This is a genomic window from Shigella sp. FC1567 (assembly GCF_001743015.1).
GTDB classification, from domain to species: domain Bacteria; phylum Pseudomonadota; class Gammaproteobacteria; order Enterobacterales; family Enterobacteriaceae; genus Escherichia; species Escherichia coli.
Genome location: NZ_MIIV01000545.1, coordinates 1 through 15,233, shown reverse-complemented (window position 1 = coordinate 15,233; position 15,233 = coordinate 1). Strand labels below are relative to the sequence as shown.

General features: G+C 49.7%; 11 protein-coding genes, 1 tRNA gene and 3 pseudogenes. 9 read left to right on the top strand and 6 right to left on the bottom strand.

Annotated features, from left to right (window positions below; translation table 11 throughout):
- Window positions 1-143: 143 nt before the first annotated feature.
- From BHE85_RS26125 to BHE85_RS26115, 3 genes are read left to right on the top strand one after another with little or no spacing between them, the layout of a single operon-like run.
- Window positions 144-1,223, top strand: a complete 1,080-nt coding sequence (locus BHE85_RS26125) for a hypothetical protein (protein WP_001100522.1) — start codon at window positions 144-146, stop codon at window positions 1,221-1,223.
- On the top strand, window positions 1,224-1,760 hold the full coding sequence (locus tag BHE85_RS26120) for a hypothetical protein (RefSeq protein ID WP_032149796.1): 537 nt from the start codon (window positions 1,224-1,226) through the stop codon (window positions 1,758-1,760).
- Window positions 1,711-2,721: a hypothetical protein gene (locus tag BHE85_RS26115; RefSeq protein WP_004988567.1), complete on the top strand. Its 1,011-nt coding sequence runs from the start codon at window positions 1,711-1,713 to the stop codon at window positions 2,719-2,721. The genes BHE85_RS26120 and BHE85_RS26115 overlap by 50 nt, the downstream gene beginning before the upstream one ends.
- A 54-nt stretch (window positions 2,722-2,775) precedes the next feature.
- Here the strand turns inward: BHE85_RS26115 and BHE85_RS26110 are convergent.
- Window positions 2,776-4,041: pseudogene (locus BHE85_RS26110) on the bottom strand (tyrosine-type recombinase/integrase).
- 163 nt (window positions 4,042-4,204) lie between these two features.
- Window positions 4,205-4,288 (bottom strand) — tRNA-Leu (locus BHE85_RS26105).
- A gap of 195 nt (window positions 4,289-4,483) precedes the next feature.
- On the opposite strand from BHE85_RS26105, the gene ahr reads away from it, so the two are divergent.
- A complete protein-coding gene (ahr, locus tag BHE85_RS26100) occupies window positions 4,484-5,503 on the top strand; it encodes an NADPH-dependent aldehyde reductase Ahr (RefSeq protein WP_004988353.1) in 1,020 nt (339 codons plus the stop codon).
- Between the two features lie 129 nt (window positions 5,504-5,632).
- A complete protein-coding gene (locus tag BHE85_RS26095; RefSeq protein ID WP_004988616.1) occupies window positions 5,633-7,135 on the top strand; it encodes a helicase HerA-like C-terminal domain-containing protein in 1,503 nt (500 codons plus the stop codon).
- A 160-nt stretch (window positions 7,136-7,295) separates the two neighbouring features.
- Here BHE85_RS26095 and lptG read toward each other — a convergent pair whose 3' ends face one another.
- The 3 genes from lptG to ytgA all read right to left on the bottom strand — a co-directional run bounded on the left by lptG (window position 7,296) and on the right by ytgA (window position 9,591).
- On the bottom strand, window positions 7,296-8,378 hold the full coding sequence (gene lptG / locus BHE85_RS26090; RefSeq protein ID WP_005009933.1) for an LPS export ABC transporter permease LptG: 1,083 nt from the start codon (window positions 8,376-8,378) through the stop codon (window positions 7,296-7,298).
- Window positions 8,378-9,478: an LPS export ABC transporter permease LptF gene (gene lptF / locus BHE85_RS26085; RefSeq protein WP_000584114.1), complete on the bottom strand. Its 1,101-nt coding sequence runs from the start codon at window positions 9,476-9,478 to the stop codon at window positions 8,378-8,380. The genes lptG and lptF overlap by 1 nt, the downstream gene beginning before the upstream one ends.
- 62 nt (window positions 9,479-9,540) lie before the next feature.
- On the bottom strand, window positions 9,541-9,591 hold the full coding sequence (ytgA, locus tag BHE85_RS27980) for a protein YtgA (RefSeq protein ID WP_211180521.1): 51 nt from the start codon (window positions 9,589-9,591) through the stop codon (window positions 9,541-9,543).
- A 153-nt stretch (window positions 9,592-9,744) separates the two neighbouring features.
- Between ytgA and pepA the strand changes: the two genes are divergently transcribed.
- From pepA to valS, 3 genes are all read left to right on the top strand, one after another.
- Window positions 9,745-11,256, top strand: a complete 1,512-nt coding sequence (gene pepA, locus BHE85_RS26080) for a leucyl aminopeptidase (protein WP_000397139.1) — start codon at window positions 9,745-9,747, stop codon at window positions 11,254-11,256.
- Window positions 11,257-11,415: 159 nt separating this feature from the next.
- Window positions 11,416-11,859 carry a DNA polymerase III subunit chi gene (holC, locus tag BHE85_RS26075; RefSeq protein WP_000786399.1) on the top strand — a complete coding sequence of 148 codons (444 nt, stop codon included), beginning with the start codon at window positions 11,416-11,418 and terminating at the stop codon, window positions 11,857-11,859.
- Window positions 11,859-14,714: a valine--tRNA ligase gene (gene valS, locus BHE85_RS26070; protein ID WP_000416407.1), complete on the top strand. Its 2,856-nt coding sequence runs from the start codon at window positions 11,859-11,861 to the stop codon at window positions 14,712-14,714. Before holC ends, valS begins: the two co-directional genes overlap by 1 nt.
- Before the next feature lie 54 nt (window positions 14,715-14,768).
- On the opposite strand, the pseudogene BHE85_RS27975 reads toward valS, so the two are convergent.
- Window positions 14,769-14,876: pseudogene (locus tag BHE85_RS27975) on the bottom strand (hypothetical protein); the annotation flags it as partial.
- A gap of 40 nt (window positions 14,877-14,916) precedes the next feature.
- Here BHE85_RS27975 and BHE85_RS26060 point away from each other — a divergent pair.
- Window positions 14,917-15,233: pseudogene (locus tag BHE85_RS26060) on the top strand (IS1-like element transposase); the annotation flags it as partial.

The window sequence follows — 15,233 nt, the reverse complement described above, 5'->3', positions numbered from 1 at the left end:
ATATTCGCCCTGACTTTCCAGAACCATACGAATCGCCCTCTGACGGACTTCGGGGGAAAAACGAGTATTTTTAGTCATCCTGTTTACCTCTTTCTCAGGAAGTTTAGTCTCCAGGATTCCCGGGGCGGTTCAAAGGAAAGAGCATGAATGTAGGGCATCTCAATTTCTTCAAGGTTAATAAGTGCGGTTTATACAAGGTAAATGATGACAATACCTATGGTTTAGAACTTAGCGAAACATTTGACCTCATACAGGATTGGGTGGGAACTAAATCTCTTGCACTCACGATACCATGGGATCCAAAAGAAAAACCAAACAGTTCAAAGTGTTATTGCAAGGATATTTATAAGGATGAAAATACTGGTGATTTCTTAGTCATGTTATGGAAATCTGATACTGATAGTACGGGCTCTTTATTAGGAGCTAGTGAAGACGGTGAAATCGGAAGCTCATCGGTGGTTAAATATACTAATAGCTACAGAGGGAAAAAAGTTATCTGGGGGCGGCCATGCTTTTATTGGGTTATACCTGAACTTGAAACTATAGTATCCATTAAATTCGACCATTCTGTTTGTGATTCTGAACTATTTCAAGACTATGTACACTCATCTATTACTAATAGAGTTAAACATAGCAAAAGGGTTAAAAATAAAACCGAGAAAGGTTATATAAGGCTATCTAATACCGATGACGAAGACTTATATAAATATATGTACAGGTTTGATATGAAGCTCAGAAGCTTAGAAACCACTCATACTGAGTTAGGTAAACTAATACCAAAAATAACACACATAGTTCGCAGGGAAACTATTATTATAAATCCAAATGATGCACGAGCTGATTGGTTAAAGACCTTTAGCACTCTCGTTCCATTTGTGTCCGGAAAGAAAAATGCCAAAACAAGACAAATTGAAATAAAAGCAGAAGCAAAACCATCCTTGAATGAAGTTCAAGAAATCATTGAAAAGTATTCGGCTGAGGATAGAGAAAAACGTCTTTGGGACAATGTTGGATTTGCTACAGACAAGGGTATAACTTGGGTGGATAAATATAGAATGCGTGATATTCTCAATGTCCCTTCTGACGACTATTCAACATATTCCGCCGCATATATTTACGAACAAATATCACACAAAAGAAAAGAATTTATTTCCCCTATATTAAAAGAATTAAAAGCATTACAATCTCAACCAAGAATAAAGAAAGCATCTGGAGAGGATTGAATATTGAAAGCTATAGCAGGCATAGCCAAATACACATGGATATACATGGCGATATTCATTATATCGCTGATGATTATTTCGTCATCCGATATTAACTATGTGTATAACGATTTTGCCAACTATTGCACTCTTCTCGTATCAGTTTCTGGAATGGTTTTTACTATTATGGGAATTTGGTTAGCGTTTCTTTACCCAAATGCTTTGCAGCGTATTGTGAACCCCAAAACTATAGAAACCGTTGATTTCACCGAACAACTGGAAGATACAAGAAGATTAGAAGCAATAGTTGGAAGTGTTCTAAAATCATCTTTCGTTATGATTACTTTACTTGTTGTATACTTAGTTAAACTAGTGTTTTTCAAAAGTCATCTTTATTTAGAGAGCCAAGATGTAATAAAAAACACATCTTTAGCATTAATTATTGCTATTTCGTACATGCAGATTGAGGCAGTAATTAGCGTAATACTTGCAAATGTTATGTTTATCAATGATTTACATAACAAGCGAGAGCAAAGAGACATTGATGATCAAGTATGAGGGAAAAATGAAAAAGAATATACGTGTTATACCTAAAAATATTCATAGCAAGTTAAGAAGGCTTGGTAATACAGTTGTTGCTGGCACTTCTATTGCATTTACGGAAAACCAATTAAAAAGTGGAGCATTAGAGCACCTTGGAATATATTTTGATAATGGTGTTAATGCTTATGAGACGTCGGTCATACCAGATCCATTGCAGGGTAAATATTCACTTAAAAATGTTTTTGGTGAAGAAATTGTCAGAAAAGACCTCCCAAAAGAAACTCATTACACTGAAATTGAGTCACCTAACTGGGGTGATAGCTCTAATGGTACACATACTGTTAGATTACCTTACGAGAAATATCCCAGAGACATTATACCACCAACACTCATAGCCATTGAAATTAATCACAAACAGCCCTCGGACAGCCATTTCATATTTAACTTCAGAGTAACTAGAATTTTAGACAAACAATCAAATAAGTTTGATGATGAATTATTATTTGATTTAAATCTTCTTCAAGAAAATCTTGGTAAATGTGGAATTGAGGATGCTGATAAACCCATATCGACTTATGCTGATACACTTATAGTCTCATGGGAAATATTTCCACCAGGTAGTAAAGAAGAAACTTTAGCAAGAATTTTTAGAGGTAAAAATATCACTTCCGACAAGAAAAATGTCGCTGAAAATAGATATGACTTCTTCATGAGTCTTGAACCTAAAAAAATCGTCACAGGAAACAGCACGTTCAGTAATTATATTGGAGCTATGCTGGAGGACGATTTGGTTGTATTTGAAAACATAGAATATGGTAATGCTATATATATCCTCTATGATAACTGGGATGATATCAGCAAGCTATCTCGAATTGACTTATTATCAGGAAGAGCAGGAAGTAATTTCGATAGAATAATCCATAGTGGCAATTGGAAAGATGAAGTACGAAAAAAAGTTGCTGCTGGAAGATTATGATCAAAGTGTTTAATACAGAAATAAACGCCTATATATTATAGGCGTTTATTTTCACTATCGACTTTTGTTTATTTTAGCAAAATCATAAGGTGTTATTGTTTTGCCCTTATTTGCTTGGAGATAATCAGCCCACCATTGAACCATCAATCGACGTTCATCCAAATGTTCAGAGGTGTGAATATAAGCAGCACGTACATTATTACGCTCTGAATGGCTCAACTGTCGTTCTATAGCATCTTCACTCCATAATCCGGACTCGCCCAACGCACCACGGGCCATCGTTCTAAACCCGTGCCCGCAAACTTCGGTTTTCGTGTCATAGCCCATCGCACGCAATGCGCTATTTACCGTGTTTTCGCTCATAACCTTAGTTGCGTCATGATCACCCGGAAAAAGCAGCTCTTTATCTCCACTAATCTGCTTTAACTGGTTTAGCAAAATCATCGCCTGCCGACTAAGCTGAACGATATGCTCCTCTTTCATCTTCATGCCACGGTACGAGTAACGCACACCTTTAATTTCTTCTCGTTTTGCAGGTACTCGCCAGAGAGATTTATCGAAGTCGAACTCATCCCAACGCGCGAAACGTAACTCACTGGAACGCACAAAAGTTAGTAAGGAAAGCTCAACCGCGATCCGCGTCATTACACGGCCACGATATGCAGCAAGACGAGCAAGAAACTCAGGGAACCGGCTGGAGGGCAAAGCGGGGTAATGTCGCGCTTTGGTTGTCGATAGCGCACCGGCCATATCACTGGCTGGATTTGAGTCGATGTAATCGTTCTGTACTGCATAACGCATAATAGCCGTGACACGCTGCTGAAGGCGCTGTGCAACGTCATGCTTACCACTGGCATCAACTTTTTTAATCGGGGCTAATAGGTGGCTAGTTTTGAGCTGACGGATGTCAGATGAACCAATATGAGGAAAGATATAAAGCTCAAGATAACGTAGAACGCGTGATCGGTGATCTTCACTCCAGCGCTTATTACTAGCATGCCATTCACGAGCGATAGTTTCGAAAGAATATGCCCCCGAATTCTCGGCCTGAGCTTCTTTCTATTCGGCTTTTGGATCAATGCCCTGCGCTAACAGCTTTTTAGCTTGATCGCGCTTTGCTCTTGCCTGAGCAAGCGTCACAGTAGGCCAAACACCAAACGCGAGACGATCCTCTTTTTTGTCAGAGGGACGTCTGTATTTCATGCGCCAGTATTTGGAACCTTTGGCCGAAACCTCAAGATACAAACCACCACCATCGGCCATTTTGTAGGTTTTGTCTTTTGGCTTTGCGGTCTCGACCTGTCTGGCGTTGAGCTTCATTTGGGGGCACATTTCTAATCGAAGTTAAGATGCCCCCAATTATGCCCCCAATGATATCCGGATTTCAACGGACAACCTCGGAAGACGCAGGACGAAAAAATCGCTGCAAGCATTGATTTTAAAGGGATATTTGGACTTTCTCGGATGGTCTTGGAAGTAAGAATGGTGCCGAAGGCGGACTCGAACCGGCACGTATTTCTACGGTTGATTTTGAATCAACTGCGTCTACCGATTTCGCCACTTCGGCACTGAAGAGGTATGCGGAAAACGTTGTGGATTATACCTGTCGCACGCCACCATGCAAGCGCCAGCTTGCTCGCACCTCGCTAAGTGCTGAAATTTTCAGCATTGCACACAGCGATGTGTAACCTTTGTCACACTCCAGGCACCCCGCCCTGCCATGCTCTACACTTCCCAAACAACACCAGAGAAGGACCAAAAAATGTCGATGATAAAAAGCTATGCCGCAAAAGAAGCGGGCGGCGAACTGGAAGTTTATGAGTACGATCCCGGTGAGCTGAGGCCACAAGATGTTGAAGTGCAGGTGGATTATTGCGGGATCTGCCATTCCGATCTATCGATGATCGACAATGAATGGGGATTTTCACAATATCCGCTGGTTGCCGGGCATGAGGTGATTGGGCGCGTGGTGGCACTCGGGAGCGCCGCGCAGGATAAAGGTTTGCAGGTCGGTCAGCGTGTCGGGATTGGCTGGACGGCGCGTAGCTGTGGTCACTGCGACGCCTGTATTAGCGGTAATCAGATCAACTGCGAGCAAGGTGCGGTGCCGACGATTATGAATCGCGGTGGCTTTGCCGAGAAGTTGCGTGCGGACTGGCAATGGGTGATTCCACTGCCAGAAAATATTGATATCGAGTCCGCCGGGCCGCTGTTGTGCGGCGGTATCACGGTCTTTAAACCACTGTTGATGCACCATATCACTGCTACCAGCCGCGTTGGGGTAATTGGTATTGGCGGGCTGGGGCATATCGCTATAAAACTTCTGCACGCAATGGGATGCGAGGTGACGGCCTTTAGTTCTAATCCGGCGAAAGAGCAGGAAGTACTGGCGATGGGTGCCGATAAAGTGGTGAATAGCCGCGATCCGCAGGCACTGAAAGCCCTGTCGGGGCAGTTTGATCTCATTATCAATACTGTGAACGTCAGCCTCGACTGGCAGCCTTATTTTGAGGCGCTGACCTATGGCGGTAATTTCCATACGGTCGGTGCGGTTCTCACGCCGCTGTCTGTTCCGGCCTTTACGTTAATTGCGGGCGACCGCAGCATCTCTGGTTCTGCTACCGGCACGCCTTATGAGCTGCGAAAGCTGATGCGCTTTGCCGCCCGTAGCAAGGTTGCGCCGACCACCGAACTGTTCCCGATGTCGAAAATTAACGATGCCATCAAGCATGTGCGCGACGGTAAGGCGCGTTACCGCGTGGTTCTGAAAGCCGACTTCTGATCCCTTTGCCGGGTGCCTGTCGCCCGGCACTTAAATCTCTTTGGAAGGCGTCTCGCAATCTGCTGAATTTAGCGGTGAAGAGTGCGCAGCCGTTGCCTATACTCCAGGCAGGAAACTGGAGGAAATCTCATGAGCGAACCCCTATTAATTGCCCGCACGCCGGACACAGAACTTTTTTTACTGCCGGGAATGGCTAACCGTCACGGGCTGATTACTGGCGCAACGGGGACGGGTAAAACCGTTACGCTGCAAAAACTGGCAGAGTCATTGTCGGAAATCGGCGTGCCGGTGTTTATGGCTGATGTGAAAGGCGATCTGACCGGTATCGCGCAGGCAGGAACGGCGTCGGAAAAACTGCTCACAAGGCTTAAAAATATCGGCGTCAATGACTGGCAACCGCATGCTAATCCGGTGGTGGTGTGGGATATCTTTGGCGAGAAAGGCCATCCGGTGCGGGCGACGGTTTCAGACCTGGGGCCGCTGTTGCTGGCGCGGCTGTTGAATCTCAACGATGTGCAATCTGGCGTGCTGAATATCATCTTCCGTATTGCTGACGATCAGGGATTGTTGCTGCTCGACTTTAAAGATCTGCGGGCGATTACCCAGTACATCGGCGATAACGCCAAATCTTTCCAGAATCAGTACGGTAATATCAGTAGCGCATCGGTTGGTGCCATCCAGCGCGGTTTACTGTCGCTGGAAAAGCAAGGTGCGGCGCATTTCTTTGGCGAGCCGATGCTGGATATCAAAGACTGGATGCGCACCGATACCAACGGTAAAGGCGTTATCAATATCCTCAGCGCCGAGAAGCTTTATCAGATGCCGAAACTGTACGCCGCCAGCCTGCTGTGGATGCTTTCAGAGTTGTATGAACAATTGCCGGAAGCGGGCGATCTGGAGAAACCAAAACTGGTGTTTTTCTTCGACGAGGCACATCTGCTGTTTAACGATGCACCGCAGGTACTGCTGGATAAGATTGAGCAGGTAATAAGGCTTATTCGCTCAAAAGGCGTGGGCGTCTGGTTCGTTTCGCAAAACCCGTCTGATATTCCGGATAATGTGCTCGGGCAGCTCGGTAATCGCGTTCAACACGCTTTGCGGGCTTTTACGCCCAAAGATCAGAAAGCGGTAAAAGCTGCGGCGCAAACCATGCGGGCCAATCCGGCGTTTGATACCGAAAAGGCAATCCAGGAACTGGGGACCGGCGAGGCGTTAATCTCGTTTCTCGATGCAAAAGGAAGTCCTTCTGTGGTGGAACGGGCGATGGTGATTGCGCCTTGTTCGCGGATGGGACCGGTGACGGAAGATGAGCGCAATGGCTTGATTAACCACTCCCCGGTGTATGGCAAGTACGAGGATGACGTGGACCGGGAATCCGCCTATGAGATGTTGCAAAAAGGCTTTCAGGCCAGTACCAAGCAGCAAAATAATCCTCCCGCGAAAGGGAAAGCGGTGGCGGTGGATGACGGTATTCTTGGTGGATTGAAGGATATTTTGTTTGGCACTACCGGACCACGCGGCGGGAAGAAAGATGGTGTGGTGCAAACAATGGCGAAAAGCGCCGCCCGCCAGGTGACGAATCAGATTGTACGTGGGATGTTGGGGAGTTTGCTGGGGGGAAGAAGAAGGTAAGTCAGGCGAGATTTGTCTTTGCCTGATGCGACGCTGGCGCGTCTTATCATGCCTACACCACTGCAATATATTGGATTTTCATGATTTTTCAGGCATGAACGAAGCACACTTTGCTAACAATAATAAAGGGAGCTTTCGCTCCCTTTATTCGTTCATTCGGTTACGATTTTCTCATTAACAGCCACAGGCTGATTAAGAAGAAGCTGGCGCTTGGCAACAGTGCGCCGATGATCGGCGGGATGCCATAAACCAACGTCAGCGGGCCGAAGATCTGGTCCAGTACGTAGAAGACAAAACCGAAGCTGATACCGGTGACCACACGCACGCCCATCGGTACGCTACGCAGTGGGCCAAAGATGAACGACAGCGCCATCAGCATCATCACCGCCACGGATAGCGGCTGGAAGATTTTGCTCCACATATTGAGCTGATAACGTCCGGCATCCTGACCGCTCGACTTCAGATACTTCACGTAGTTGTGCAAACCGCTGATTGAGAGTGCATCCGGGTCCAGCGCCACCACGCCCAGTTTGTCCGGCGTGAGGTTGGTTTTCCAGGTGCCGCTCACCGTCTGCGAACCGGTGATCTGTTTCGGATTGGTCAGATCAGATTCATCAACCTGCGACAGACGCCAGACTTTATGTTCCGGGTCAAACTTCGCAGTAGCGGCATAGCGTACGGATTGCAGACGACGATTCTCGTTAAAGGCATAAATACTGATGCCACCTAACTCTTCGTCACCTTTAACCCGCTCAATGTAAACGAAGTTGTTGCCATCTTTCGCCCATAAGCCTTGCTGGGTAGAGAGCAACGAGCCGCCGTACATCGCCTGCGCACGGTAGTTACGCGCCATCTGCTCGCCCTGCGGCGCGACCCATTCACCAATCGCCATCGTCAGCAAGACCAGCGGAATGGCGGTTTTCATCACCGACAGCGCAACCTGCATACGGGTGAAACCAGAAGCCTGCATCACCACCAGTTCGCTGCGCTGCGCCAGCATCCCAAGACCAAGCAACGCCCCAAGCAGAGCCGCCATCGGGAAGAATGTTTGCACATCTTTCGGCACGCTCAGCAAGGTATACATTCCTGCGCCTAACGCGTCGTAACTCCCCTGCCCGGCTTTTTTCAGCTGATCGACAAATTTGATAATGCCCGACAGCGACACCAGCATGAACAGCGTCATCATGATGGTGGTGAAAATAGTTTTACCGATATAGCGGTCAAGTACGCCAAAAGGTTGCATCACACCGCTCCTTTACGCGAAAAACTGGCGCGCAGGCGGCGGACCGGCACGGTGTCCCAAAGGTTGAGAACAATCGCCAAAGCCAGATAAATCAGGTTAACGGTCCACATCCACAGCGTCGGGTCCAGCTTACCTTTACCGCCGTTCGATTTCAGGGAGGTCTGGATCAGGAAGAAAAGTAGATACAGCAGCATGGCTGGCAGCATCGATAGTACGCGTCCCTGACGCGGGTTAACCACGCTCAGCGGTACGACCATAAGTGCCATCATAAACACGGTGAATACCAACGTGATACGCCAGTTCAGTTCTGCGCGGGCACGATCGGTGTCAGTGTTCCACAATGTACGCATGTCCATCTGGTCGGTATCGTTCGGGTCGAGCGCTACCGCCTGGTGACCAATGATCGCCTGATAATCCTGGAAGTCCGTAATGCGGAAATCACGTAACAGTGCAGTGCCTTCGAAGCGCGTTCCCTGGTTGAGAGTGACGACCTGGGAGCCGTCGCGCAGCTGGGTTAAATGTCCGGAATCGGCCACCACCACAGAAGGACGTGCATTACCTTTTGGTCGAATTTGCGCGAGGAACACATCTTTGAAATCGCTGCCGTCAACGCTTTCGATGAACAGCACCGAGCTGCCATTAGTCGCTTGCTGGAATTGCCCTTGCGCCAGCGCCGCCATGCCAGGGTTCGCTTTCGCTTCTGCTAACACTTCATCCTGATGACGCGATGACCACGGTCCCGCCCACATCACGTTAACCGCCGCGACGATTGCAGTGAATACCGCAAGGATCATTGCCGCTTTCACCAGAACCGCTTTGCTCAGGCCGCAGGCATGCATTACCGTAATTTCACTTTCGGTATACAGTTTGCCCAGCGTCATCAGCAGCCCGAGGAACAGGCTTAATGGCAGGATAAGCTGCGCCATTTCCGGCACGCCCAACCCGAGAAGGGAGAGCACCAGATTCGCCGGAATATCGCCGTCAACCGCTGCGCCGAGGATCCTCACTAACTTTTGACAGAAGAAGATCAAAAGCAAGATGAAGAGTATCGCCAGCTGGCTTTTGAGCGTCTCCCGCACCAGATATCTTATGATTATCACTTTAAATACGCCCGTAAAAACTCGTCTTTTGCAGGATTTTAGCTTGTTTCATGGCTTAAACGTCATTTATTCTCTTGAGTCGTCGAAATCGTCGCTAAGATAATTATACTCAACGGATTCACCTCTCAGATTTTGTTCTGACGTGCCAATGCCGTAATAACGTTAAGATTAACACGAAGTCATCGCAACAGCGGACATGAGTTACGAAAGCTTGCAATTCTATCTGTAGCCACCGCCGTTGTCTTTAAGATTCAGGAGCGTAGTGCATGGAGTTTAGTGTAAAAAGCGGTAGCCCGGAGAAACAGCGGAGTGCCTGCATCGTCGTGGGCGTCTTCGAACCACGTCGCCTTTCTCCGATTGCAGAACAGCTCGATAAAATCAGCGATGGGTACATCAGCGCCCTGCTACGTCGGGGCGAACTGGAAGGAAAACCGGGGCAGACATTGTTGCTGCACCATGTTCCGAATGTACTTTCCGAGCGAATTCTCCTTATTGGTTGCGGCAAAGAACGTGAGCTGGATGAGCGTCAGTACAAGCAGGTTATTCAGAAAACCATTAATACGCTGAATGATACTGGCTCAATGGAAGCGGTCTGCTTTCTGACTGAACTGCACGTTAAAGGCCGTAACAACTACTGGAAAGTGCGTCAGGCTGTCGAGACGGCAAAAGAGACGCTCTACAGTTTCGATCAGCTGAAAACGAACAAGAGCGAACCGCGTCGTCCGCTGCGTAAAATGGTGTTCAACGTGCCGACCCGCCGTGAACTGACCAGCGGTGAGCGCGCGATCCTGCACGGTCTGGCGATTGCCGCCGGGATTAAAGCAGCAAAAGATCTCGGCAATATGCCGCCGAATATCTGTAACGCCGCTTACCTCGCTTCACAAGCGCGCCAGCTGGCTGACAGCTACAGCAAGAATGTCATCACCCGCGTTATCGGCGAACAGCAGATGAAAGAGCTGGGGATGCATTCCTATCTGGCGGTCGGTCAGGGTTCGCAAAACGAATCGCTGATGTCGGTGATTGAGTACAAAGGCAACGCGTCGGAAGATGCACGCCCAATCGTGCTGGTGGGTAAAGGTTTAACCTTCGACTCCGGCGGTATCTCGATCAAGCCTTCAGAAGGCATGGATGAGATGAAGTACGATATGTGCGGTGCGGCAGCGGTTTACGGCGTGATGCGGATGGTCGCGGAGCTACAACTGCCGATTAACGTTATCGGCGTGTTGGCAGGCTGCGAAAACATGCCTGGCGGACGAGCCTATCGTCCGGGCGATGTGTTAACCACCATGTCCGGTCAAACTGTTGAAGTGCTGAATACCGACGCTGAAGGCCGCCTGGTACTGTGCGACGTGTTAACTTACGTTGAGCGTTTTGAGCCGGAAGCGGTGATTGACGTGGCGACGCTGACCGGTGCCTGCGTGATCGCGCTGGGTCATCACATTACCGGTCTGATGGCGAACCATAATCCGCTGGCCCATGAACTGATTGCCGCGTCTGAACAATCCGGTGACCGCGCATGGCGCTTACCGCTGGGTGACGAGTATCAGGAACAGCTGGAGTCCAATTTTGCCGATATGGCGAACATTGGCGGTCGTCCTGGTGGGGCGATTACCGCAGGTTGCTTCCTGTCGCGCTTTACCCGTAAGTACAACTGGGCGCACCTAGATATCGCCGGAACCGCCTGGCGTTCTGGTAAAGCAAAAGGCGCCACCGGTCGTCCGGTGGCGTTGCTGGCACAGTTCCTGTTAAACCGCGCTGGGTTTAACGGCGAAGAGTAATTGCGTCAGGCAAGGCTGTTATTGCCGGATGCGGCGTGAACGCCTTATCCGACCTACACAGCACTGAACTCGTAGGCCTGATAAGACACAACAGCGTCGCATCAGGCGCTGCGGTGTATACCTGATGCGTATTTAAATCCACCACAAGAAGCCCCATATATGAAAAACGCGACGTTCTACCTTCTGGACAATGACACCACCGTCGATGGCTTAAGCGCCGTTGAGCAACTGGTGTGTGAAATTGCCGCAGAACGTTGGCGCAGCGGTAAGCGCGTGCTCATCGCCTGTGAAGATGAAAAGCAGGCTTACCGGCTGGATGAAGCCCTGTGGGCGCGTCCGGCAGAAAGCTTTGTTCCGCATAATTTAGCGGGAGAAGGACCGCGCGGCGGTGCGCCGGTGGAGATCGCCTGGCCGCAAAAACGCAGCAGCAGCCCGCGCGATATATTGATTAGTCTGCGAACAAGCTTTGCAGATTTTGCCACCGCTTTCACAGAAGTGGTAGACTTCGTTCCTTATGAAGATTCTCTGAAACAACTGGCGCGCGAACGCTATAAAGCCTACCGCGTGGCTGGTTTCAACCTGAATACGGCAACCTGGAAATAATGGAAAAGACATATAACCCACAAGATATCGAACAGCCGCTTTACGAGCACTGGGAAAAGCAGGGCTACTTTAAGCCTAATGGCGATGAAAGCCAGGAAAGTTTCTGCATCATGATCCCGCCGCCGAACGTCACCGGCAGTTTGCATATGGGTCACGCCTTCCAGCAAACCATCATGGATACCATGATCCGCTATCAGCGCATGCAGGGCAAAAACACCCTGTGGCAGGTCGGTACTGACCACGCCGGGATCGCTACCCAGATGGTCGTTGAGCGCAAGATTGCCGCAGAAGAAGGTAAAACCCGTCACGACTACGGCCGCGAAGCTTTCATCGACAAAATTTGGGAATGGAAAGCGGAATCCGGCGGCACGATTACCCGTCAGATGCGCCGTCTTGGCAACTCCGTCGACTGGGAGCGTGAACGCTTCACGATGGACGAAGGCCTGTCCAATGCGGTGAAAGAAGTTTTCGTTCGTCTGTATAAAGAAGACCTGATTTACCGTGGCAAACGCCTGGTAAACTGGGATCCGAAACTGCGCACCGCTATCTCTGACCTGGAAGTGGAAAACCGCGAATCGAAAGGTTCGATGTGGCACATCCGCTATCCGCTGGCTGACGGCGCGAAAACCGCAGACGGTAAAGATTATCTGGTGGTTGCGACTACCCGTCCGGAAACCCTGTTGGGCGATACCGGCGTGGCCGTTAACCCGGAAGATCCGCGTTACAAAGACCTGATTGGCAAATATGTCATTCTACCGCTGGTTAACCGTCGTATTCCGATCGTTGGCGACGAACACGCCGACATGGAAAAAGGCACCGGCTGCGTGAAAATCACTCCGGCGCACGACTTTAACGACTATGAAGTGGGTAAACGTCACGCGCTGCCGATGATCAACATCCTGACCTTTGACGGCGATATCCGTGAAAGCGCCCAGGTGTTCGATACCAAAGGTAACGAATCTGACGTTTATTCCAGCGAAATCCCGGCAGAGTTCCAGAAACTGGAGCGTTTTGCTGCACGTAAAGCAGTCGTTGCTGCGGTTGACGCGCTCGGCCTGCTGGAAGAAATTAAACCGCACGACCTGACCGTGCCTTACGGCGACCGTGGCGGCGTAGTTATCGAACCGATGCTCACCGACCAGTGGTACGTGCGTGCCGATGTACTGGCGAAACCGGCGGTTGAGGCGGTTGAGAACGGCGACATTCAGTTCGTACCGAAGCAGTACGAAAACATGTACTTCTCCTGGATGCGCGATATTCAGGACTGGTGTATCTCTCGTCAGCTGTGGTGGGGTCACCGTATCCCTGCATGGTACGACGAAGCAGGTAACGTTTATGTTGGCCGCAACGAAGAAGAAGTGCGCAAGGAAAATAACCTCGGTGCCGACGTTGCCCTGCGTCAGGACGAAGACGTTCTCGACACCTGGTTCTCTTCTGCGCTGTGGACCTTCTCTACCCTAGGCTGGCCGGAAAACACCGACGCACTGCGCCAGTTCCACCCAACCAGCGTGATGGTATCTGGTTTCGACATCATTTTCTTCTGGATTGCCCGCATGATCATGATGACCATGCACTTCATCAAAGATGAAAATGGCAAACCGCAGGTGCCGTTCCACACCGTTTACATGACCGGCCTGATTCGTGACGACGAAGGCCAGAAGATGTCCAAATCCAAGGGTAACGTTATTGACCCGCTGGATATGGTTGACGGTATTTCGCTGCCGGAACTGCTGGAGAAACGTACCGGCAATATGATGCAGCCGCAGCTGGCGGACAAAATCCGTAAGCGCACCGAGAAACAGTTCCCGAACGGCATTGAGCCGCACGGCACCGATGCCCTGCGCTTCACCCTGGCGGCGCTGGCTTCTACCGGTCGTGACATCAACTGGGATATGAAACGCCTGGAAGGCTACCGTAACTTCTGTAACAAGCTGTGGAACGCCAGCCGCTTTGTGCTGATGAACACGGAAGGTCAGGATTGCGGCTTCAACGGTGGTGAAATGACGCTGTCGCTGGCGGACCGCTGGATTCTGGCAGAGTTCAACCAGACCATCAAAGCGTACCGCGAAGCGCTGGACAGCTTCCGCTTCGATATCGCTGCAGGCATTCTGTATGAGTTCACCTGGAACCAGTTCTGCGACTGGTATCTGGAGCTGACTAAGCCGGTAATGAACGGTGGAACCGAAGCCGAACTGCGCGGTACTCGCCATACGCTGGTGACTGTACTGGAAGGTCTGCTGCGCCTCGCGCATCCGATCATTCCGTTCATCACCGAAACCATCTGGCAGCGTGTGAAAGTACTTTGCGGTATCACTGCCGACACCATCATGCTGCAGCCGTTCCCGCAGTACGATGCATCTCAGGTTGATGAAGCCGCACTGGCTGACACCGAGTGGCTGAAACAGGCGATCGTTGCGGTACGTAACATCCGTGCAGAAATGAACATCGCGCCGGGCAAACCGCTGGAGCTGCTGCTGCGTGGTTGCAGCGCGGATGCAGAACGTCGCGTAAATGAAAACCGTGGCTTCCTGCAAACCCTGGCGCGTCTGGAAAGCATCACCGTGCTGCCTGCCGATGACAAAGGTCCGGTTTCCGTTACGAAGATCATCGACGGCGCAGAGCTGCTGATCCCGATGGCTGGCCTCATCAACAAAGAAGATGAGCTGGCGCGTCTGGCGAAAGAAGTGGCGAAGATCGAAGGCGAAATCAGCCGTATCGAGAACAAGCTGGCGAATGAAGGCTTTGTCGCCCGCGCACCGGAAGCGGTCATCGCGAAAGAGCGTGAGAAGCTGGAAGGCTATGCAGAAGCGAAAGCGAAGCTGATTGAACAGCAGGCTGTTATCGCCGCGCTGTAATCAAAACACAGTGATGAAAACGAAGGCCGGAGCATGCTCGGCCTTTTTTATCTCTTACAGAAATGGTAAAGAAGGCATAATTCCCCGTGAAATACTGGCTAAGAAGCCTTTATCTGGTTGTTCTTCTTTATTGATTAAAGGAAGGTCGGTAATGCTGCCAACTTACTGATTTAGTGTATGATGGTGATTTTAAGGTGCTTGCGTGGCTTCCATTTCCATCAGATATCCTTCCTGCTCCGCTACTGAAGGCGTGGTGCGTAACGGCAAAAGCACTGCCGGACATCAGCGCTATCTCTGCTCTCATTGCCGTAAAACATGGCAACTACAGTTCACTTACACCGCCTCTCAGCCCGGTACGCACCAGAAAATCATTGATATGGCCATGAATGGCGTCGGATGTCGCGCCAGTGCACGCATTATGGGCGTTGGCCTCAACACGGTTTTACGTCACTTAAAAAACTCAGGCCGCAGTCGGTAACCTCGCGCATACAACCGGGCAGTGATGTGATTGTCTGCGCT

Bases quoted from the DNA above. Each gene is read 5' to 3' on its own strand.
- BHE85_RS26125 (WP_001100522.1), top strand. From the start codon at position 144: ATGAATGTAGGGCATCTCAATTTCTTCAAGGTTAATAAGTGCGGTTTA.
- BHE85_RS26115 (WP_004988567.1), top strand. From the start codon at position 1,711: ATGATTTACATAACAAGCGAGAGCAAAGAGACATTGATGATCAAGTAT.
- ahr (WP_004988353.1), top strand. From the start codon at position 4,484: ATGTCGATGATAAAAAGCTATGCCGCAAAAGAAGCGGGCGGCGAACTG.
- BHE85_RS26095 (WP_004988616.1), top strand. From the start codon at position 5,633: ATGAGCGAACCCCTATTAATTGCCCGCACGCCGGACACAGAACTTTTT.
- lptG (WP_005009933.1), bottom strand. From the start codon at position 8,378: ATGCAACCTTTTGGCGTACTTGACCGCTATATCGGTAAAACTATTTTC.
- pepA (WP_000397139.1), top strand. From the start codon at position 9,745: ATGGAGTTTAGTGTAAAAAGCGGTAGCCCGGAGAAACAGCGGAGTGCC.
- holC (WP_000786399.1), top strand. From the start codon at position 11,416: ATGAAAAACGCGACGTTCTACCTTCTGGACAATGACACCACCGTCGAT.
- valS (WP_000416407.1), top strand. From the start codon at position 11,859: ATGGAAAAGACATATAACCCACAAGATATCGAACAGCCGCTTTACGAG.